Raw genomic sequence first — 21,657 nt, 5'->3', positions numbered from 1 at the left:
AAAGCAATCTTACGCCGCGGCCACTTTTTCGCGCAGCGCACGTTTTTCGCTATCGCTCAGAAAGGCGATTTCCAGACCGTTAATCTGCGCCTGGCGAATCTGTTCGCGGCTCAATCCTGCCGCTGGCGCGGCGACGTGATATTCATGGATAATATCTACGCCCTGAACAGCCGGATCGTCCGTATTAAGACTGGCGAGAACGCCATGCTCAAGGAAGGTTTTGAGTGGATGATCCGCCAGCGATGCGACGGTACTGGTCTGAATATTCGAGGTCAGACAGGATTCAATACCGATACGCTGCTGTGCAAGAAAATCCATTAACGCGCGATCTTCGACAGCTTTTACGCCATGTCCGATACGTTCGGCCCCCAGTTCGCGAATCGCCTGCCAGATACTTTCCGGCCCTGCGGCTTCGCCAGCGTGAACGGTAATATGCCAGCCCGCATCACGCGCCCGATTAAAGTGCGACAAAAACAGACTGCCGGGAAAGCCCAGCTCATCACCGGCTAAATCCAGCGCGGTGATTTTCTCTCTGTGCGCCAGCAGCGCATCAAGCTCCTGTAAACATGCCGACTCGCCGAAGGTACGGCTCATAATGCCAATGAGTCGCGCCTCGACGCCAAACGTGTTACAGCCGTCGCGTACGCCGTCGATAACGGCTTCAACCACGCCTGCGATCGGTAACTGATGCGCCATCGCCATATAGCCGGGCGAAAAGCGAAGCTCGACGTAATGCAGGCCGTTACGTGCGGCATCTTCAATATTTTCAAAGGCCACACGGCGGCAGGCGTCAAGCGATGCCAGGACTTTTACCCCCCAATCGAGCTTCGTGAGAAAGCTCACTAAATCGGGTTCGGTTGAGGTGACCTGGACATGCGGAATCAACGTTTCCAGCGTTTGGGCGGGAAGGGCGATGTTGAACTGCCGACCAAGATCCAGAATTGTTTGGGCGCGAATGTTGCCATCAAGGTGGCGGTGGATGTCAGTCAAAGGAAGCGTAATATCAATCATGGGCGCACTCAATTTTTAATAAAAGTGCGCACCATTATACTACAGATCGATAATGCTCTGGAAATTTTGCAAAAACGGAGTCATTACGTTGCAACTTCGCGAGAGCGCGGGAGAAATTTTGTATCATTCTCTTTAACGCGCCCCCGGTCAGCTCACGGGGGCCGTCTCTGTTATCGCCTCTCAGGATAAAGGGTCAACCCCCCGCCTGTAGACAGTATCAGCGAACGGTGCGGATAGCGTTAATCAATCCGTTGACGCCTTTTTCAAGTTTCAGGCGAGGGCATCCGGCATTCAGACGCACAAATCCCCGGCCCTCTGCGCCATAGGTATCGCCGGGCATAATGGCGACTTTCTCCTGATGAATGAGCGTGTGCTGTAATTTTTGATCGTCAATGCCGAGTGGACGGAGATCAATCCATGCCAGATAGGTCGATGGCGGCGCTTGCCAGTTCAACGTCGGAAAGGCGCCATTCAGCGCCTGCTCAATATAGCGCATATTAGCCGCCAGCGAGGCGCGTAACGCATCCAGCCACGGCGCGCCGTGCTGATACGCGGCAATATGCGCCGTGAGCGAGAGCACCGCTGGCGAAGAGAGGCCGTCGCGCCCTTTTAAGGCGGCCAGGTAGCGTTCACGGCTTTCACTATTTTCAATGATTCCATAGGCGCCGGTTAATGCCGGAATGTTGAAGCTTTTCGAGCCGGAGGAGAGCAGCGCCCAGTCTCCGCGCGCGACATTGCTCCAGGGAATATGCGGCTGGTTTCCCCATACCATATCCATGTGAATTTCATCGGAAATCACCCGTACGCCATGGCGCTCGCACAGCGTTGACATCGTTTCCAGCTCGTCACGCGTCCACACTTTACCGGTGGGATTTTGCGGACTGCACAGCAGCAGGATTTTGCTTTCCGGACGCGCCAGCGCCGCCTCCAGTTTGGCCATATCGCAATACCAGGCGTTGCCTTCTTTCTCCAGCGGGACGGGAGTGACGATGCGATGGTTGCCTTCAATCGCTTTATAAAAAGCATCGTAAGCGGGGGTATGAACTACCACGCCATCGCCTTCGTTGGACCACTGGCGGATAAGCTCGGACGCCATATAGATAACGGAGGGGCCGTATACGAGGGAGTGGGCATCTATCGTGGTCTGATGGCGTGTCGCAAACCAGTGGGTAATCGCCCCTAAAAACGCCTCATTTTTCCAACGGCTATAGCCCAGCACACCGTGGGAAAGGCGCTGGTTTAGCGCCTCCAGGATACACGGCGCGGTGGCAAAATCCATATCCGAGATCGTAAAGGGGAGTAGATCGGCCTCGCCAAAACGATCGGCGACATAATCCCACTGCGTACACCATGTCCCGCGACGGTCAACTTCCTGTGAAAAATCGAACATATCTCTTCCTTATGCCTGAACGGTATTCATCAGACCAACCATTTCATCTTTTACCGACTGAACCTGCGGGCCGATAACCACCTGCAAATTATGCTGATTGAGCTGTACGACGCCTATCGCACGATTGTCCTTCAATGCCTGGACATCGACAAGCGACATATCTTTCACGGACAGACGTAGGCGGGTGATGCAGTTGTCCAGACTCACGATGTTTTCCGTGCCGCCTAATGCCGCCAGGATAGCAGGCACGTTGTAGCCGGATTTTCCTGGCGCGCCAGCGATCGCTTTTTCAATGCTGGTGGCGATCTCCGCTTCGCGCCCCGGTGTTTTGAGGTTAAAGCGTGTAATGGCGAAGCGGAAAATGAGGTAGTAAACCGCAAACCAAATCGCCGCCACTACCGGTACCAGATACCATTTTGTTGACAGACCATGCAGGATGCCAAACACCACAAAGTCAATAATATTGCCATCCGTATTGCCGATAGTGACGCCGAGAATAGCCATGATGGTAAAGCCCAGCCCGGTCAGCAGAGCATGAATAACGTACAGCACCGGCGCTACGAACAGGAACAGGAATTCCAGCGGCTCCGTTGTACCGCCGACAACGCAGGCGATTAAACCGGAAATCAATAATCCTTTAATTTTAGGGCGGTTTTCTGGACGGGCACAGTGGTACATTGCCAGCGCGGCGCCCGGCAACCCACCGAGAAACGCCGGCATTTTGCCTTGCGATAAGAAGCGAGTGGCGCTTTCAGAGAAGCCGTGCGTCGTTGGACAGCTGAGTTGGGCCTGGAAAATAGTCAATGCGCCGCTCACGGTATGCCCGCATACCTCTTGCGTACCGCCCGCCTCGGTGAAGCGAATCAGCGCTACCAGAATATGGTGCAGACCAAAAGGCAACAGCAGGCGCTCGCCGGTGCCGAAAATCATCGGTCCAAAGTCGCCGGCGCTGTTGATGATATGACCCAGTCCACTAATTCCCATCGCAAAAACCGGCCAGACGAGGGGGATAACCAGGCCGACAAGCCCCATCACAACGGCGGAAACGATAGGCACAAAACGCGTACCGCCGAAAAAGGCCAGCGCATCCGGCAAACGAATGGTATGAAACCGTTCATGCAGCATCCAGACAATAATACCAGCGATAACGGCGCCGAGGATGCCGGTATCGATAGAGGGGATGCCCAGAATATTTTGTACGTTATTGGCTTTCAGCACCGCCGCATCGGTGGTCGGCAGAATGCCTTTTGCCGTGAGCCAGAAGTTGACTGCAAGGTTCATGACCGCATAACCGACAAACCCGGCAAATGCGGCGACGCCTTTGTTTTCCCGCGCCAGACCAAGCGGAATCGCGATACAAAACATCACCGGCAGGAAGCTAAAGGCAAAAGAACCTACTTTACTCATCCAGGTAAAGATAGCCTGTAGCAAGGGATTACCCAGCACGGGGAGCAGGGTGATAACGTCGTGGCTACTAAGCGAGCTGCCGATACCGAGCATAATGCCGCAGAACGAGAGCAAGGCGACGGGCAACATAAACGTTTTGCCCAGTTGCTGGAAAAATTCCCATAGCGTTATTTTTGGCGTGGTTTTCGTCGTCATCTAACGACTCCTTGTTAATAAAGGCCGGTGTCAGGTTATGATGGCGAAAAGATAAAACGTTTTATCAAATTTTAGTGCGGCATTAATCACATTACTGACCGATAATAACGCGTATAAAGATAACAGATAGGTAAAACGTTTTATCTGTCCGATTCTGGAGCGATTTGTTGACATGGCTATCGCCAAAAAAATCACTATCCACGATGTTGCGCTGGCGGCTGGCGTGTCGGTGAGCACCGTTTCCTTAGTGCTGAGCGGCAAGGGGCGAATATCGGCCGCGACCGGCGAGCGCGTGAACGCGGCAATTGAGCAACTGGGCTTTGTGCGTAACCGCCAGGCGTCCGCGCTGCGTGGCGGGCAAAGCGGCGTTATCGGTTTGATCGTGCGTGATTTATCGGCACCCTTTTATGCCGAATTGACCGCCGGGTTAACGGAAGCGCTGGAAGCGCAAGGCCGTATGGTTTTTCTCCTGCACGGGGGGAAAGATGGCGAACAGCTAAATCAGCGTTTTACCATGCTGCTTAATCAGGGCGTGGATGGCATGGTGATCGCCGGTGCGGCGGGCAGTAGCGAAGCGCTGAGAGCGCAGGCCGACGCACAAGGAATTCCTGTCGTGTTTGCGTCACGCGCCAGCTATCTTGATGATGCCGATACCGTTCGGCCTGACAACATGCAGGCGGCGCAGCTCCTGACGGAGTACCTTATTCGTCAGGGCCATCAGCGCATCGCCTGGCTGGGAGGACAAAGCGCATCTTTAACCCGCGCGGAGCGCGTGGGCGGCTATTGCGCGACGTTGTTAAAATACGGTCTACCGTTTCACAGCGAGTGGGTCGTGGAATGCGCTTCCAGTCAGAAACAGGCAGCAGAAAGCATTACCGCGCTGTTGCGATACAATCCGACCATTAGCGCTGTCGTTTGTTACAACGAAACCATTGCGATGGGGGCGTGGTTTGGCCTACTGAGAGCCGGACGACAGAGTGGCGAGAGCGGTGTCGATCGTTATTTCGAGCAGCAGGTGTCGCTGGCGGCGTTTGCTGATGTGGCGGAGAACGCCCTCGACGACCTGCCGATTATCTGGGCCAGTACGCCGGCGCGAGAAATAGGCTATACCCTGGCCGAACGAATATTGCAGCGTATTGCTCACGACGAGCACCATGTGCGGAGTCAAACGATAGCCGCTCGCCTGGTAACGCAAAAGTAGAGGCTGCGCGTCGTTCGGCGCAGACCGGGTGCAGCGTCGCGACACCCGGCAAGGCGATTATTGTTGAGGCAGCGCCGGAACGTCCGGTACGGAAAGCGCTGGCATTCCAAACAGGCCGACAAAGTCTTCCAACGGCATTTTTTGTCCGTTGAGCGTGATCTGGCCATTGGCGTACTGCAAACTGGAGGCGATAGTATTATCCTTCAGCGTTGTCAGTCGGAACATCTGACCCATTGCGGACAGCCCCTGCACCTGCTGTTTTGCCAGTTTTTCCGCATCATCCTGCTGATAGCCTTCCAGTTTTGCTATCTGCGTCATAAACTCGACCGCCATGTCCATTGGAATTGCCAGTTTCGCATCCAGCGATTTCACGGAGCGGTCGACTTCCTGCGCCAGCGTTTGCGGTTGTGCCGTTGTGGTTGCCGGATCTTTGAGGAACAGCGACAGATTCAGCGTGGTTTCCCCTTTGGCGTTTTTCCAGCTAAGCGGCGCCAGAGTCAGTACCGGATCGCCTTTTAACAGCACGGGGAGAGCGCTAAAGAACGCTTCAGTGACTTTTTGCTGATAAAGCTCAGGATTCTGCGCCACGTCCGGCTGATTCAACAGCGCCTGCGTTTGCGCATGATATTGCTGACTAAACTGGTGCCAGGCTTCGCCGTCGATTTGGCCGACTTTCAGCGTTAATTTACCGCTGCCTAAATCCTGATTCTGCACTTTCAGGCTGTTAAGCGAGTAATCCAACTGGCTGTTAATGGTTTTTCCGTCGTTGACGAGATCGGACTTGCCGGCAATTTCCATCCCTTCCAGCACCGCCATCTCTTTACCCTCAATGGCGATGGACAGTTTATCCAGCGTTAACTTTTGGTCGCCCACACGTTCGCCAAAGCTTGCCAGTTTACTGGTACCGTCGGTTTTCAAATTATTAAAGGTGAGTTGGACCTTCTGATTATATTCGTTAACGGCATCGACAAGGCCGCTCTGCGCTTCGCCTGACAGCGAAACCACATTACCGTCTTTATCGGCGTTAAGCTGGAACTCGCCGCCGCTAAAGGCGACCTTTTCACCGGCATTCTCGTAGTTTAACGGCTTGAGAGAGATATCGGAGCGGGTATCGCCGCCATAACCAATGCGGGTATTGATAACAAAGGGCGTGTCGCCTTTCGCGATATCAAAGAGGGGTTTTGCCGCATCGTTATTCACCAGGGTGGTTTTTACCGACGCCATAGAAGGGATCAGATTGAGCGTTTTGAGCTGGGCGAGCGGGAAGGGGCCATGTGAAACGGACTCGTCCAGCACAATGCTTTGCCCGGGCTTCAACCAGGTAGTGTCTGCGCCGGCAACCGGTTTGACAACCAGTTGCAGATGGCTACTGAACACGCCACGCTGGTAGTTTTGATAACTTAATTCGACACCGGCCTCCGGCGCAGTACGCTTGAGCTGTTCATTGGCCTGAGTCACCATTTCTGCAAGATGGTTCTCCAGCTTTTTCCCCGTATACCAGGCGCCGCCTGTCCAGACGATGCCAAGTGCAATCACTACACCTGCAGCTACCAGTGTTTTTTTCATATCAATTGTCCATAAAAATGAAACCAGGCGGATTAAACCGCCTGGAGGAGTTTTACGTCTGTTATAAGCTTAGCAAGAGTTGTTAAAAAATTCAGTACGTTGCTACAGCTTGTTATAAACACGCGCTAAACGGCCTGTGCCGCTGGCGTTAACCGGAGACTCATCCGCGCCGATAAAGGCAGATTCACCCGGCTTCAGTACCAGACGCTGTTCATCTTTACGTAACACCGCCTCACCCTCAACGCAGAACAGAATCGCGGCGCTGTGTTGGCCGATGCTCGTCTCCTGAAGCGCCAGGTCGTGCAGTGAAAAAGCAAAATCGTCAACCGGAATTGGGAAGTCCAGCTCCGCGCCGCTTTTCACCGGGGCAGTCAGCAACTCGCCGGCAGGCTTAGGTTCGAACTTCACGTTCGCGACCAGCTCAGGGATGTCGATATATTTTGGCGTAAGGCCAGCGCGCAGAACGTTATCGGAGTTCGCCATGACTTCCAGCGCAACGCCCTGCAGATAAGCATGAGGCGTTTCGGCAAACAGGAACATCGCCTCGCCGGGATTCAGTTTGACCACATTCAGCAACAAAGGAGAGAAAAGCCCGCTGTCGTCAGGATAATACTCTGAAATCACGCGGATCGTTTGCCACGGTTCGCCTTGCTGGCTGTTAAGCGCCGCTTTGAGTACGGCTAACGCGCGGGATTTTTCTTCGCCTTGCATATTCAACAGGCTGGCGAAAAGCTGGCTCAGACGTTCAGCATTCGGCGCCTGCAAAAAGTGGGCGATAGCGGAATGCGCGCCGGCGATAGGTTGCAGTAAAGAGACAATGTCAGAAAATTCGCGGAACGCGTTCATCGCCAGGAAAGGCGTCAGGGCAAAAACCAGCTCTGGTTTATGGTTAGGATCTTTATAGTTCCGCTCTGCGGCATCCATGGGGATACCCGCCGCATTTTCTTTCGCGAAACCGATTTCGGAATTGCGCTTATTCGGGTGCACCTGAATAGAGAGCGGCTGCGCGGCGCACAGTACTTTAAACAGAAACGGCAGTTCGCCGAAACGGTTGGCTACCGCTTCGCCCAGCATGGCGGTTTTATTCTTTTCGATGGCGTCACGCAGGGAGACGGTTTCGCCGTTGGCGGTGGTGATTCGCGAGCTGCTTTTGGGATGCGCGCCCATCCAGAGTTCAGCCATTGGCTGCTGCTGCGGATTGGCGATGCCATAAAGTTCCGTTAACGCAGTTTTACTTCCCCAGGCATAGTTTTGCACTGAGTTAATGAGTTTTTGCATTATCAAGCCCTGTTTCAATGTGGAGATCAATGGGAGGTATTAAACCAAGAAACCCGTATGAAGTAACCTCCGGGCGTAAAAAGTCGTACTTGTCTCAGTTTTTGTTAAAAAATTGTGTAGGATAGTGTTACTCGCTTTTAGTCGGGCAATGGAACACCTGCCCAGAGAATAACCATACCGAGCGGTAAGTGAGAGCACAATGTCAAACAAACCCTTCTTTTATCAAGACCCTTTTCCCCTCAAAAAGGACGATACCGAGTACTACTTGTTGACCAGCGAACATGTTTCCGTCGCCGAATTTGAAGGACAAGAGATCCTGAAAGTCGCGCCGGAAGCGCTAACGCTGTTGGCGCGTCAGGCCTTCCACGATGCGTCTTTTATGCTACGTCCCGCGCATCAGCAGCAGGTGGCGGATATTCTGCGTGATCCGCAGGCCAGTGAAAACGACAAATATGTCGCGCTGCAATTCCTGCGAAACTCCGATATCGCGGCCAAGGGCGTGTTGCCCACCTGCCAGGATACCGGTACGGCCATTATTGTCGGCAAAAAAGGCCAACGCGTCTGGACTGGTGGAGGTGATGAAGCGGCGCTGGCTCGCGGCGTATATAACACCTATATCGAAGATAACCTGCGCTATTCACAGAACGCGGCGCTGGATATGTACAAAGAGGTCAATACCGGTACTAACCTGCCGGCGCAGATCGATCTCTACAGCGTCGATGGCGATGAATATAAATTCCTCTGTATCGCTAAAGGCGGCGGATCGGCGAATAAAACCTACCTCTATCAGGAGACAAAAGCGCTTCTGACGCCGGGTAAGCTCAAAAATTATCTCGTCGATAAGATGCGTACGCTGGGCACCGCCGCCTGTCCGCCGTATCACATCGCGTTTGTCATTGGCGGCACCTCGGCGGAAGCGAACTTGAAGACCGTTAAGCTGGCCTCGGCAAAATACTATGATGCGCTACCGACCGAAGGCAATGAACACGGGCAGGCCTTCCGCGATATTGAGCTGGAAAAAGAATTGTTGCTTGAGGCGCAAAATCTTGGCTTAGGCGCGCAGTTCGGCGGCAAATATTTCGCTCACGATATTCGTGTCATCCGATTGCCGCGTCACGGGGCATCGTGTCCGGTAGGTATGGGCGTATCCTGCTCCGCGGATCGAAACATTAAAGCGAAGATCAACCGGGAAGGGATCTGGATCGAAAAGCTGGAGCGCAATCCCGGTAAATATATTCCAGAGGCGCTGCGCCAGGCGGGAGAGGGCGAGGCGGTGCGCGTTGATCTTAACCGTCCCATGAGCGAGATACTGCAACAACTGTCGCAGTATCCGGTATCAACGCGCCTGTCGCTGAACGGCACGATTATTGTGGGCCGCGACATCGCGCACGCTAAACTGAAAGAACGGATGGACAGAGGCGAAGGTTTGCCGCAGTACATCAAAGATCATCCTATCTATTATGCGGGGCCGGCAAAAACGCCGGAAGGGTATGCCTCCGGGTCGCTTGGGCCGACTACCGCAGGACGAATGGACTCTTATGTTGATCAGCTCCAGTCGCAGGGCGGCAGTATGATCATGCTGGCGAAAGGCAACCGCAGCCAGCAGGTGACCGATGCCTGTAAGAAACATGGCGGCTTCTACCTGGGCAGTATCGGCGGCCCGGCAGCCGTTCTGGCGCAGGGTAGTATCAAGCGCCTGGAGTGCGTGGAATATCCTGAACTGGGTATGGAGGCTATCTGGAAAATTGAAGTGGAGGATTTTCCGGCCTTTATTCTGGTGGATGATAAAGGCAACGATTTCTTCCAGCAGATTCAGTCATCGCAGTGCGCACGCTGCGTTAAGTAATGTCGCCGTCCTGCGGGGCGGTAACATGATTCGCTATTTTGCCGGAGAACGGCGCAAGCGCCTTATCCGGTCTACACCGTTGTGTTGTTATCGTTAATACTCATAAGACCGCAAACATGTGAGCAATGTCGACACATGATCTCATCAACTTGAGTAAGGAGCAGGTAATGGTAACGGTACGCCGCGAGAAAGATTCAATGGGCGCGATTGAAGTCCCGGCAGATAAACTGTGGGGGGCGCAGACTCAACGTTCGCTGGAGCATTTTCGGATTTCCACGGAGAAAATGCCCGTCTCGCTCATTCACGCTCTGGCGTTGACCAAGCGCGCCGCTGCGAAGGTCAACCAGGACTTAGGGTTGTTGGCGGCGGAAAAAGCCAGCGCGATTATCCAGGCGGCTGATGAAGTGCTGGCGGGAAAACATGCTGATGAGTTTCCGCTGGCGATTTGGCAGACCGGGTCCGGTACGCAAAGCAACATGAATATGAATGAGGTGTTAGCGAACCGCGCCAGTGAAATTTTGGGCGGCGTTCGCGGTATGGAGCGCAAGGTGCATCCCAATGATGACGTCAATAAGAGTCAAAGCTCAAACGATGTGTTCCCAACCGCCATGCACGTGGCGGCGTTACTGGCGTTACGCGAACACCTCATCCCGCAATTATCCGCATTAACGGATACGCTTCGCGATAAATCCCACGCTTTCGCCGATATTGTCAAAATTGGCCGTACTCACCTGCAGGACGCGACGCCGCTCACCTTAGGCCAGGAGATTTCCGGTTGGGTAGCCATGCTGGAACATAACCTCAGGCACATTGAGCACAGTTTACCGCACGTCGCGGAACTGGCGCTCGGCGGAACCGCAGTGGGGACAGGGCTTAATACCCACCCGGAATATGCCCGGCGCGTGGCCGAGGAACTGGCGACGATTACCGCAGCGCCGTTTGTTACCGCCCCGAATAAATTCGAAGCGCTGGCGACCTGTGACGCGTTGGTACAGGCGCATGGCGCATTAAAAGGACTGGCGGCCTCGCTGATGAAAATCGCCAACGATGTTCGCTGGCTGGCGTCCGGCCCGCGCTGCGGCATTGGCGAGATTGCTATCCCGGAGAATGAGCCAGGCAGTTCCATTATGCCTGGTAAAGTGAACCCGACCCAGTGTGAAGCGGTAACGATGCTATGTTGCCAGGTAATGGGTAACGATGTGGCCATCAATATGGGGGGCGCATCGGGCAACTTTGAGCTCAACGTCTATCGTCCGATGGTTATTCATAATTTTCTGCAAACGGTGCGCCTGCTGGCCGATGGCATGGCGAGTTTCAATCAACACTGTGCGTCAGGAATCGAGCCAAACCGCGAGCGTATTACGCAGTTGCTGAATGAGTCGCTGATGCTGGTCACTGCGCTCAATACGCACATCGGTTACGATAAAGCGGCGGAGATTGCGAAGAAGGCGCATAAAGAAGGGCTGACGCTCAAAGCCTCAGCCGTGGCATTAGGATACCTTAGCGACGAGGAGTTCGACGCCTGGGTACGTCCGGAGTTGATGGTTGGCAGTATGACGCCGGGACGTTAATCCGCCACATACAGGTGCAGTCGCGGAATAATCAGTCGCAGCGGCTGCGCCTGTGGTTTAAAACGGTGCTGAATATTATCGGCGTCATAGTTTTCCAGCCCGCCAATATCCGGCACGCCAGCGCCGTTGTCCGTGTTGATTAATGCGATAATCGGCGTGGGGCAGGCGTGTTGCACCTGTTTCTGCTGGCCTTTATACCAGATGCGGGCGATCGGCTGTACTTTAACCGGACGCTTAATCTTGAGTCGGGCCTGCTGCGGTAAGGCAGCGATATCCTGATATTCCCGTTCCAGCTTGAATTGCCATTGTTCGCGCGTCCACGGCGGGACGCTGCGCGGCGACGCGAGGCTTTTTTTCAACTGGCTCAGAACCTCATCCCGGCTTAAATTTTTAATAATATGTTTATTTGCCCAGCCGAAACGTATGGTGGCGGGGTTATTGATAAGCGTCAGCGTGCGGTAAGCGTTCAGCGTAATTAAGCCGGGTAGATGCCGATGCACCCACTCAAAACGTGCCGCTGAGGGAAGACCGGACTCTACCGTAACCATCTGCTCGAAGGTGGTTTTCAACTGGTTAATGCGCTGTATCTGATTTTCCAGGTCTAACTGTGTCGCATTATCCACTTGATAGCATAAGACGCCAGGCAGGCGGACGGCGGCTTTACTGCTGCGGTTTTCGGACTGCTGTTGAATAAACAAATGGCGATAGTGACGTAGCGCCAGCGCTTCGGCCTCTTTCCCCAGATGTTGCGTTACCTCGATAGTATCCAGCGGCGCATGTTCCGCCTCTTTGGTCACCTGCGGCAGTGAAAAGACACGGGCGATAAGTAGCGAATGCTGCTGTAGATTATCCGTCAGCGCCGCCAGGTGTTGTTCTATCTGGCGAAAAGTGCCATTCAGGCGTTCAACGAGATCGTAGCGGGACATGGTATCACTCACTTTAGTTACAACATACTATCTGTATAGCACAGTTCCCGCCGCTCAACCAGCGTGCAAAATGCGTCAGGCAGCGGTCATGTCGGGCATCGCGTGCCAGACCGGCCAGCGAAAGCTAAATTTTGCGCCGCCCAGTTCGCTCTCGTCACAGACGACGCTACCGCCCATCGCCAGTGCGATAGAGTGTACGATGGCGAGTCCAAGCCCGCAGCCGCCTGTCGCCCGGTCTCTACTGGGGTCGAGTCTGACAAAAGGTTCAAATATGCGCTCACGCGCATCCGCTTCAATGCCGGGGCCATCATCTTCGACTAACAACGTTGCCTGACTGCCGTCGAGTAACAGACTGACCTGAACGGTGGTACGACTGTAGCGCAACGCATTATTCAGCAGGTTATCCAGCACTCGCGACATTAACCGCATATCAAGCGCGCCATAATCGCCGATTACACATGTGACAAGGTTTACGGCGCGTTCCGGGGTCACGCTCTGCACATCCTGCAAATGCGCGAGCAACCAGGCGGGGAGGTCGGGTTCGGTCAACATCAGTTCATTTTGCGGTCGGTCAAGGCGCGCATAGGTGAGCAGTTCTTCAATCAGCGCTTCCAGTTGACCAATATCGCGATTGAGTGCCTGTGATTCCGGCGGTGTCAGATTTTCACTCATTTCAAGCCGATAGCGTAAACGTACCAGCGGCGTGCGAAGCTCATGGGCGATACCGTCAATCAGCTGTTTTTTACTGGCGATCAGGGCATTAATGTTATCCGCCATCTGGTTGAACGCGACGCCCAGACGTTCGAAACTGGAGCCATTATCGAAGTGCAGGCGTTCAGTCAAATGACCCTCGCCAAAGCGCTGCGCGGCGGATTCGAGCCTGAGCATTTCTTGCCAGTGCGGGCGCATCCAGATAAACACAGGAAAGGCGAGAGAAAAGGCAATGAGCGCCATTAAGGCGATATCCAGCAGTCGCATTTGATGCAGGAAATAGAGATAGGGAACCGGGCCAACCGCCAGGACGTAATGGCTGCGCGGGATACGCTGAATAAAGGTGTATTGATCGTCAAGCGCGACGATATCGCCTTCACGCAGTCGCTGCGTGGTGGCGGCATCAAGCTTATAGTGATTTAACGGTTCAACGCGTAAATCGAAAGAGAGGTTCAGGTCCATCTCTTTTAACGTTTTTCCCCATTCACGCGGCGGAATTTCCCGCAGTTCGCTGCGCATCAGATAGAGCGAACTTTTCATCAGATCGTCGAGCGATTGCCTGCCCGCGCGTTCGGCGGTGAATTTGTACACCAGTCCGACCAATAAGGTCATGACCAGAAAACAGACGAACAGCAAAAGGTAAAACTGCACAAACAGCTTTTTCATCAACGCCCACCGGATCTCAATACATTAGCTCTATCGCGCGCTGACGAAAAAGATTTCCCGTCAGCGCCGCTGGTGGGTTATAAAAGCAGGCTTTGCGTCAACTGACAACCTCATTGTCCGGCGTTAAGGTCCGGACTTTCGTGAACAATGCGTCCATCGACAAGCGTCAAAACAGCGCGAATGGTATCAATTCTGTCTTCCGGCATCGTCATAAATGGCTGATTGAGTACCGCCAGATCGGCCTGTTTTCCGACGCTAAGCTGGCCCCGGTGTTGTTCGGCAAAGGCGAGCCAGGCGGCATGACGTGTATATAACGCTAGCGCTTCCAGACGCGTGAGCCGCTCGCTGGCGGGTTTACGCACGGAACCGCCTGACGCTATACCGGTGATATGATATTCGATAGCGTGCCAGACACCGGCAATGCCAATACGCGTCGAATCGGTACCGCCAGCCACGACAAGCCCTTTATCGAGCGCCAGTCGAACCGGCGGCGAATTGTCCGTCGCGCCGGGTGGATTGGCGTCACGGATGGCAAGCCCCTCAAAGTAAGGCCCCATTTGCACAGTGTATGCCAGACCCAGCTTACGCATTCGCTCAAGCGTCTGTGGCGAACCGGTATTCAGGTGTGCAATAGACCAGCGGAGAGGGCGCAGATCGTACTGCTGCGCTACCTGCTCAAAAATCGTCAATATCGCGTCGGCGCTGTCATCGGTATAGGCATGGATCTCAAGCGGTATTCCCCGTTTTGCCGCAAACGTCGCGACCTGGCGAAGCGCGGTTTTGTCTTGCTCTGAGGAAGAAAAACCTGGGGCCATCCGCACGCCGTCATTCATTCCGGCCACCAGGCTTTCCCCCAGACCTAGAAAAGCCAGTTGCCCGTCATCGGCACGCGCCGGGCGAAAGGCCATCAGGTTGCTGAACCACTGCGCTTCATGACCTTTCGCTTCTGGCTGTACCGGAATGCGATACCCCACGCGCAGCGGTAAATCCCCCTGGTTTCGCATTGCAAATAAAGGCTCATAAGCGGCGGCAGGCCCGGCAGAGGGGTCAATGATGCCGGTCACGCCGCGAGCGTTCATATCAGCGAAAAATTGTCGCAGACCGCCCTCGCGATCGGCGTTACTACTTATGCTGGCAAAAAGCTGGTTAAACGCGGCGATGTCACCAAATAATTTCCCCGTGGCGCTACCTTTTGCGTCGCGCTCTACGCGGATTCCCGCTAAATCAGGAGGAGGGGTGTCGTTAAGGCCAAGTACGTCTATACCGCGCTGATTCACTAACGCATAGTCGTAAAGATACTGAATATAAGCCGGATGATCGGGAAGGGCGTGGCTCAATTCGGCTACCGTCGGCGCCCGGTTTTCTGCAAACTGCGCCGGTATCCACGATCCCACTACGGCTACCCATTGATCGTGGGGACGACGGTTAGCGTCGGCGCGTAATTTATCCAGCGCGTCTTTAAGCGAAGGGCTGTCGTACCAGTAGGTTTCGAATGTCCAGGTTTGTCCGCCGCGAATGGCGTGGATGTGGGTATCGGTCAGGCCGGGTATCACGGTTTTACCCTGTAAATCGATGGTACGGGTATGGTCGCCGCGCCATTCATCTGTCGCCGTATCATCGCCAATCGCCACAATCCGCGAGCCGGAAATCGCCAGCGCGCTGGCCTGCGGCTGGGCATCATTCAGAGTGATGATATTACCGTTATGCAAAATAATATCCGCTGCCGGGCGGGCGGCGGTGGCTGCGCCTGTGGCCGTGAGCAGAAAGAGAAGCGCGGTTCTGGAAAGCAGAGGCGGGACGAGACTGATCATTAGCATGTTCCTTTTGTCGGGCGATAAGCAAACCATAGAGAGCGAACAAGAATTGTTCAATCTGTGCCCAGGGAACAGTGCGTTCTGTTTTTAGAACGGTGGTAATGAAAAAAGAAAAGCCCGCCGAAACGGCGGGCTTGAGAAGAATTAATGAATAATTAGAACTGGTAAACCATACCCAGCGCGACGATATCATCAGTGCTGATACCGGCATCTTTATAGAACGGGTCGTCATCATCCAGCAGGTTGATTTTATAATCAACATAGGTGGAGAAGTTTTTGTTGAAATAGTAGGTAGCACCTACATCAGCATATTTAACCAGGTCTTTATCATCGCCATTAACGTTGTTATAGGTCAGATCTTTACCTTTAGACATCAGGAAAGAAACCGCCGGGCGCAGACCGAAATCAAATTGATATTGGGCTGTAACTTCGAAGTTTTGCGTTTTGTTTGCTACGCCGCCATCATAACCCTTGTCCGTTTTACCATAAGGCGTCATATTACGGGTTTCAGAATACATAGTCGCTAAATAGATGTTGTTGGCATCATATTTCAAGCCAGCTGTCCATGCATCCGCTTTGTCGCCGCCAGCAATCGTGCGGCCAGCAATCGTGCTGCTAGCATTGACTTGCTCATTAGTACGATCGGAAGTGGTATATGCAGCGCCTGCGCTGAAGCCCATACCAATATCATAGGTAGTAGAAATACCGAAGCCATCACCGTTATCGTAACGAATATCGTCGCCATTATTACGGTTATTGGTACCGATATTTACATCGTCAGCGCTTTGGCTTTCATTTTTACCCTGATATTGCAACGCGAAGTTCAGACCGTCTACCAGACCGAAGAAATCAGTGTTACGGTAGGTGGCCACGCCGTTAGCACGACCGGTCATGTAGTTGTCAGCGTAAGTATAGGAGTCGCCGCCGAACTCAGGCAGCATATCGGTCCAGCCTTCTACGTCGTACAGGACGCCGTAGTTACGACCATAGTCGAATGAGCCGTAGTCGCCGAATTTCAGGCCGGCGAATGCCAGACGAGTCCAGGAATTAGCGCCTTCGCCTTCGGTAGTGTTAGCCTGAACGTTATATTCCCACTGGCCGTAACCGGTCAGTTGGTCGTTAATCTGCGTTTCGCCTTTAAAGCCGACACGCATATAGGTCTGATCGCCATCTTTAGAAGAGTCATCAGAGAAATAGTGCAGGCCGTCTACTTTCCCGTAAAGGTCCAGTTTGTTGCCGTCTTTGTTATAAATTTCAGCGGCGTGTGCTGCGCCAGCAGCCAGCAGAGCCGGGATGACAAGTGCCAATACTTTTCTTTTCATTTTTTTATCCTTAAAAACTTAACTTATTTGCAAAAGATTGAACTTCTACAGATTCGTTGAATCAAAGGCATCCTAATCTGAATAATATTATTTCAGCAAATGCTAACTTTTCTTATATGTTATTAATTAATACAAAAGTTACTATCGGAAACGCATATATTTATGGTGAATATATTTGTTATTATATATTCATGGTTGTGATTTGTTTGATTTCACAATTTGCGAAAAAAGATGGCAATATAGCGGCGGGCAGACATTCTGTTATCAATTTTGTGAACTGGCTTCGAGTTTTTTTAATTTAATTTTCTTGAGCGAAAAAGACGTAATCATGAACCGCAACGCAGAGAAAACGGTAATAAAGGGGCTGTTCCGACTAATAAAAATAGCATCCATTTATACAATGTCTGTTTTTTGAACAGTGGCGGTGATGAGCATCGCCACTATGACTTGATAAAGGCAGGTAAAATCTGTCGGCTAACTTATCCCGTCGTTTCGTCCCAGGCATGAGGGGCAAAAAGATAGCCTTTATTGCGAATGGTCTTTATACGATAGGGCTCAGCAGCGCTATCCAGCAGTTTCTTACGCAGGCGGGAAATCGCTACATCCACGCTGCGATCCAGACCATCATAATTGACGCCGCGCAGCGTTTTTAGCAACGCGTCGCGATCCATAATTTGTCCGGCGTGTGTCGCCAGTTCCCAGAGCAATTCAAAATCGGCGGTGGAGAGCGATATGAAATCGCCGTTGAGCTGGACCGCCCGGTTAAGGGGATCGATGGTTAACGCGCCAAAACGCAGCGCTTTATGCGGCGTAAGCGCGCTCTCCTGAAGACTTTTTGCCTGTTGCGTTTGTTCGCTTTGCCGCAGGTGTAAGCGCAGACGCGCCAGCAAAACGGCCGGAGGCGTGGTTTTGAGGATGTAGTCGCAGGCGCCCATCTCCAGCGCCAGAATATGATTCATATCACTGTCCAGCGAGGTGAGCAGGACAATCGGGCCTTGCCAGCGGTGGCGTAAATCGCGGCATATCGTCATGCCATCTTTACCTGGAAGCATAATATCCAGTAAAACCAGATCGGGCTGAGTGGTGAGGATAAGATCCTCCGCCCGGTCACCACGCGGCTCAACAATGACATCAATATCATGTTTCGCCAGATAAGCGGCAATGAGAGAACCCACTTCAGCGTCGTCTTCAACAAATACAATGCGGTTCATATTATAAATGGAGAATAGAAAACGCCAACATACACCGCCTCTGTTTTCCCTTCCATAAATCTTTTCTAAACGAGAGCGGTTCCGTTATGCTACACGCTGTTGTTATTAGCGTGTTAAGGCAAGGTAATGGGACTCGTGATTAAAGCTGCCCTGGGGGCGCTGGTCGTCGTATTGATTGGTCTGCTGTCAAAAACGAAAAATTATTATATCGCCGGATTAATTCCTCTGTTTCCAACGTTTGCGCTTATCGCGCACTATATCGTGGCCAGCGAGCGGGGCATCGACGCGATGCGTACCACCATCGTCTTTAGCATGTGGTCGATCATTCCTTATTTCATTTATCTTGCAACGCTATGGTATTTCAGCGGCGTGATGCGCCTGCCCGTCGCGCTTGGCGGTGCGGTGGTCTGCTGGGGGCTAAGCGCGTGGCTGCTGATTTTTTGCTGGATTAAATGGCATTAATATTGGCAAAGACCGTGGTTTCCCCATCGTAATACAGACGGATATTACGATGGGGGGGGTTAACCTACCAGCATCCACGTAGCCGGAACCGCCGCGACCAGCAATAAACCAATCAGCACGACTTCCTGACGATTTAATACGTTGTCATGCTTGTGCGTCCGACGCGCATACAGGAAAACCAGTAATCCAGGCGCGTACAGCACGACGGACAGCAGCAGGTGCATGGGACCCGACGCGTATAACAACCATAAGCCATAAATACAGGCTCCGATACCGACCGCCCGATGGAGGGGACGCGTTGCAATCTTCAGCAGAAATGCGCCGACCAGAAAGTAGGGCACCAGAATCATTTCTGACGCAATCGTCAATAGTGTGTTGTAGTCCGAACCGGTCAGCCAGATCAGCACCAGACAGATTTGCACACAGATATTGGTGAGCCATAACGACGCAGAAGGCGCGCCTTGCGCATTTTGTCGCGCGAAGATGCCCGGGAAGGATTTATAGGCTGCCGCCAGAAACGGCACCTCCGCCGCCATGATAGTCCAGCTTAGATAAGCCCCGCAGACAGACACAATCAGTCCCGCTGCAATAATAATTTCTCCCCACGGCCCCATCATTTTCACCATCAGACCGGCCATCGACGGGTTGCGCATCTCCGCCAGTTCCGGACGCGCCAGAACGCCAAGAGAAAGCAGCGTGACCAGGAGATATATTCCCAGCGCTGCGAGTACTGCCAGTAGCGTGGCGCGGCCTACATCGCGTTTATTTTTCGCTCGGGCCGAGACGACGACGGCGCCTTCAACGCCAATAAACACCCACAGCGTAATAAGCATGGTGTTCTTGACCTGTTCCCATACGGGAATACCGAGTTCAACACCGGTGAAGTCCAGTGTGAAGGTATCCAGTTTGAACATCATGATAGCCAGCACAATAAACGCGCCGAGCGGCAACAGTTTCGCCAGAGTCGCGACCAGATTGATGCTGGCTGCCGTTTGTACGCCGCGCAGGATGAGGAAATGGACAATCCAGAGCAGGACTGAAGCGCCGACAATAGCCTGCCAGGTATTACCGTCGCCAAACAGACGCAGCGCAGGCGTATCGGTAAAGAAACTCAGCGCTGAAAAAACGATAACCAAATAGGATACGTTGGCGATGACCGCGCACAGCCAATAGCCCCAGGCAGAACAAAAGCCAATCAGTTCGCCGAAGCCTTCGCGGGCGTAAGTAAAGATACCGCCGTCAAGCTCGGAGCGAATGCGTGTAAGGATTAACATGGTGAATGCCAGTAAGAGTATCCCCACGCCGGTAATGGCCCAGCCAATTAACAACGCAGCCGGACTGGCAACGGCGGCCATATTCTGGGGCAGGCTGAAAACACCTGCGCCAAGCATTGAGCTTAAAACCAGCGCGGTCAGCGCGCTCAGTCCCAGTTTTTTTTCCATTGGTATCCAGCTATAAAAATGAAATTGGAAGAATAATTATTATGGCAAAACGCATAAAAATGGTGAAAGCCACTAAGGCGCGGGATTTTACGGAGAGAAGGGACCGCATGCAACGGCCTGGATAAGATTTATCGCCAAAAAAGCGAAAAGTGAGATTCATCGCGATATTTGACGGAACTGGCATCCCGCGAGAAAGTGCCGGATGGCGGCTTATCAGGCCTACCGTTGAACGATCGTGTAGGCCTGATAAGGCAGGTATGCCGCCATCCGGCGAGAAAGCCTGATGGCGACGCGCGCCTTATTTATAGAGGTCGGCGCTGATGGTGATGTTATTGCCGCGCTCCTGCCACTGACGCGTAATATGATAATACTTAGCGCCTTTCTTCGCCGCTCGTTTGGCGACCTGATAGGAGATTTCTGTCATATTGCCGTAGTTGCCGGTGAACTTAACGCTGTCGAAAGGCACCATCATCGCAGCCGTCGCTTTATTCAGTTCCTCAACTTTTGTGCCATCCGGAAGTGTGACAGTGTAACGCCCACCTTTGGAGGATTGCGTTTCGAAGAAACGGCCTACTTCGGCGCTCGGCGAGGCTGACGTGGCGACGCCTGGAATTTCGACTTTCTTCGCAGCTTCACCGCCCTGAGCCAGCGCGGCGCGGCCAGCTTCAGAGTCTGCCGGAATAGCGTCCGGGCTCTGGACGATGCGTTTTTTCGCATCTTGTTTATAGATAAATGCAGTGATGCGCTGGTTTCCGCCCTGATTTGCATCTATCTGACGAACAATATAGAAAGCGTATGCGCCTTTTTGTTTCGCCGCTTTCGTAATGGCATCGTTAACTTCCGGCTGGCTACGGTAGAAGCCCTGAACGGTGACGGTGTCATACGGTTCTAATTGTACGGCCTGGTCTTTCGGTAATTCCACGATGCCATTAATGACACGATTTTTGGGCGCGTCGGCTTTCGGCGCGTCGGCTTTATACACGTCCGCCACAACACGCCAGTTACCACTGTTGCCGAACTCCGAGGTGTCGACAACATAGAAGGAGGCTGCGCCTTCTTTATCTGCGCGGCGGGACACGGCGGAGACCGCATCGCCAATAGCATTAAAACGACCGGTAATAACGATGCGGTCATAAGGTTTTAGTGCAGCCGCTTGCTCCGGCGTCAGTTCTGTTGCTGCATGGACAGAAAAAGCAGCCGCAGAAAGCAGAGCCGACGCCAGGAGAGTGTTCTTAAGCTTCATAAAAATAATCCTTCGCCTTGCGCAAACCAGGTACTGGTATTGTTATTGACTAGAAACGTGGCTGATTATTGCATTTAAACCATATGGATGTCTGCGGGATTTTTCACGCATCGTGTCATGTATCCTATCTTTGATGATAACATTTACCGATATGTCGAAAAAAACGGCGTCCGGGCGGCTAAGCTAATGAAGCGCATAAATTTAATAAGTTAATTTAATGTTAATTTCTTGATCGCGCCAGGGGTTTAATGATGTTTTGCTGTCAAATTTGAGCGAATTATCAGCCCTCGCAGGCCATTTTCAAGGCATTATGGCTGCTTAGCGGCTGAATCGTTCATGTTTTGCAAATTTGATAAAAAATTCTGTTTTTTGGCGCTAGATCACAGGCGTTATTT

16 protein-coding genes are annotated in these 21,657 nt (G+C 52.9%); 4 read left to right on the top strand and 12 right to left on the bottom strand.

Annotated features, from left to right (window positions below; translation table 11 throughout):
• Positions 1-9: 9 nt before the first annotated feature.
• From add to malX, 3 genes are all read right to left on the bottom strand, one after another.
• The gene (add, locus tag QEN32_RS11710) at positions 10-1,011 is read right to left on the bottom strand and encodes an adenosine deaminase (RefSeq protein ID WP_265322134.1); all 1,002 of its coding nucleotides are present in this window, start codon (positions 1,009-1,011) and stop codon (positions 10-12) included.
• A 217-nt stretch (positions 1,012-1,228) separates the two neighbouring features.
• The gene (locus tag QEN32_RS11705) at positions 1,229-2,401 is read right to left on the bottom strand and encodes a MalY/PatB family protein (protein ID WP_024159345.1); all 1,173 of its coding nucleotides are present in this window, start codon (positions 2,399-2,401) and stop codon (positions 1,229-1,231) included.
• Positions 2,402-2,410: 9 nt separating this feature from the next.
• A complete protein-coding gene (malX, locus tag QEN32_RS11700; RefSeq protein WP_000208903.1) occupies positions 2,411-4,003 on the bottom strand; it encodes a maltose/glucose-specific PTS transporter subunit IIBC in 1,593 nt (530 codons plus the stop codon).
• A 172-nt stretch (positions 4,004-4,175) separates the two neighbouring features.
• Between malX and QEN32_RS11695 the strand changes: the two genes are divergently transcribed.
• The gene (locus tag QEN32_RS11695; RefSeq protein ID WP_000951918.1) at positions 4,176-5,204 is read left to right on the top strand and encodes a Mal regulon transcriptional regulator MalI; all 1,029 of its coding nucleotides are present in this window, start codon (positions 4,176-4,178) and stop codon (positions 5,202-5,204) included.
• Positions 5,205-5,261: 57 nt separating this feature from the next.
• On the opposite strand, the gene QEN32_RS11690 is transcribed toward QEN32_RS11695, so the two are convergent.
• Positions 5,262-6,770, bottom strand: coding sequence for a YdgA family protein (locus tag QEN32_RS11690; protein WP_000753334.1), 1,509 nt, complete (start codon positions 6,768-6,770; stop codon positions 5,262-5,264).
• 102 nt (positions 6,771-6,872) lie between these two features.
• The gene (manA, locus tag QEN32_RS11685) at positions 6,873-8,048 is read right to left on the bottom strand and encodes a mannose-6-phosphate isomerase (protein WP_001170618.1); all 1,176 of its coding nucleotides are present in this window, start codon (positions 8,046-8,048) and stop codon (positions 6,873-6,875) included.
• Between the two features lie 199 nt (positions 8,049-8,247).
• Here manA and fumB point away from each other — a divergent pair, with 199 nt between their 5' ends.
• Entirely contained in the window at positions 8,248-9,894 is a 1,647-nt protein-coding gene (fumB, locus tag QEN32_RS11680; RefSeq protein ID WP_000066609.1) for a class I fumarate hydratase, read from the top strand.
• A 167-nt stretch (positions 9,895-10,061) separates the two neighbouring features.
• Complete coding sequence (fumC, locus tag QEN32_RS11675; protein WP_000259117.1) at positions 10,062-11,465, top strand: class II fumarate hydratase; 1,404 nt, start codon at positions 10,062-10,064, stop codon at positions 11,463-11,465.
• Here the strand turns inward: fumC and tus are convergent.
• The 5 genes from tus to rstA form a co-directional block, all read right to left on the bottom strand.
• Complete coding sequence (gene tus, locus QEN32_RS11670; RefSeq protein ID WP_000092489.1) at positions 11,462-12,391, bottom strand: DNA replication terminus site-binding protein; 930 nt, start codon at positions 12,389-12,391, stop codon at positions 11,462-11,464. The genes fumC and tus overlap by 4 nt on opposite strands.
• 75 nt (positions 12,392-12,466) lie before the next feature.
• Positions 12,467-13,768: a two-component system sensor histidine kinase RstB gene (gene rstB, locus QEN32_RS11665; RefSeq protein ID WP_001728556.1), complete on the bottom strand. Its 1,302-nt coding sequence runs from the start codon at positions 13,766-13,768 to the stop codon at positions 12,467-12,469.
• Positions 13,769-13,878: 110 nt separating this feature from the next.
• Positions 13,879-15,585, bottom strand: coding sequence for an amidohydrolase (locus QEN32_RS11660; RefSeq protein WP_080203982.1), 1,707 nt, complete (start codon positions 15,583-15,585; stop codon positions 13,879-13,881).
• Between the two features lie 152 nt (positions 15,586-15,737).
• Positions 15,738-16,904 carry a porin OmpS2 gene (gene ompS2, locus QEN32_RS11655; protein ID WP_000824323.1) on the bottom strand — a complete coding sequence of 389 codons (1,167 nt, stop codon included), beginning with the start codon at positions 16,902-16,904 and terminating at the stop codon, positions 15,738-15,740.
• A 479-nt stretch (positions 16,905-17,383) separates the two neighbouring features.
• A complete protein-coding gene (gene rstA, locus QEN32_RS11650; RefSeq protein WP_001080048.1) occupies positions 17,384-18,115 on the bottom strand; it encodes a two-component system response regulator RstA in 732 nt (243 codons plus the stop codon).
• A gap of 126 nt (positions 18,116-18,241) precedes the next feature.
• Between rstA and QEN32_RS11645 the strand changes: the two genes are divergently transcribed.
• On the top strand, positions 18,242-18,577 hold the full coding sequence (locus QEN32_RS11645) for a GlpM family protein (protein WP_000524877.1): 336 nt from the start codon (positions 18,242-18,244) through the stop codon (positions 18,575-18,577).
• A gap of 59 nt (positions 18,578-18,636) precedes the next feature.
• Here QEN32_RS11645 and QEN32_RS11640 read toward each other — a convergent pair whose 3' ends face one another.
• Together QEN32_RS11640 and ydgH are read right to left on the bottom strand one after the other, a co-directional pair.
• The gene (locus tag QEN32_RS11640; protein WP_265322133.1) at positions 18,637-20,019 is read right to left on the bottom strand and encodes an amino acid permease; all 1,383 of its coding nucleotides are present in this window, start codon (positions 20,017-20,019) and stop codon (positions 18,637-18,639) included.
• Between the two features lie 298 nt (positions 20,020-20,317).
• A complete protein-coding gene (gene ydgH / locus QEN32_RS11635) occupies positions 20,318-21,262 on the bottom strand; it encodes a DUF1471 family protein YdgH (protein WP_000769294.1) in 945 nt (314 codons plus the stop codon).
• Between the last annotated feature and the right edge of the window lie 395 nt (positions 21,263-21,657).

Origin of the sequence: Salmonella sp. SA14318 (assembly GCF_029866905.1) — a bacterium.
In the GTDB taxonomy this organism is placed as follows: Bacteria; Pseudomonadota; Gammaproteobacteria; order Enterobacterales; family Enterobacteriaceae; genus Salmonella; species Salmonella enterica.
This window is presented reverse-complemented; position numbering and strand designations above follow the sequence as displayed.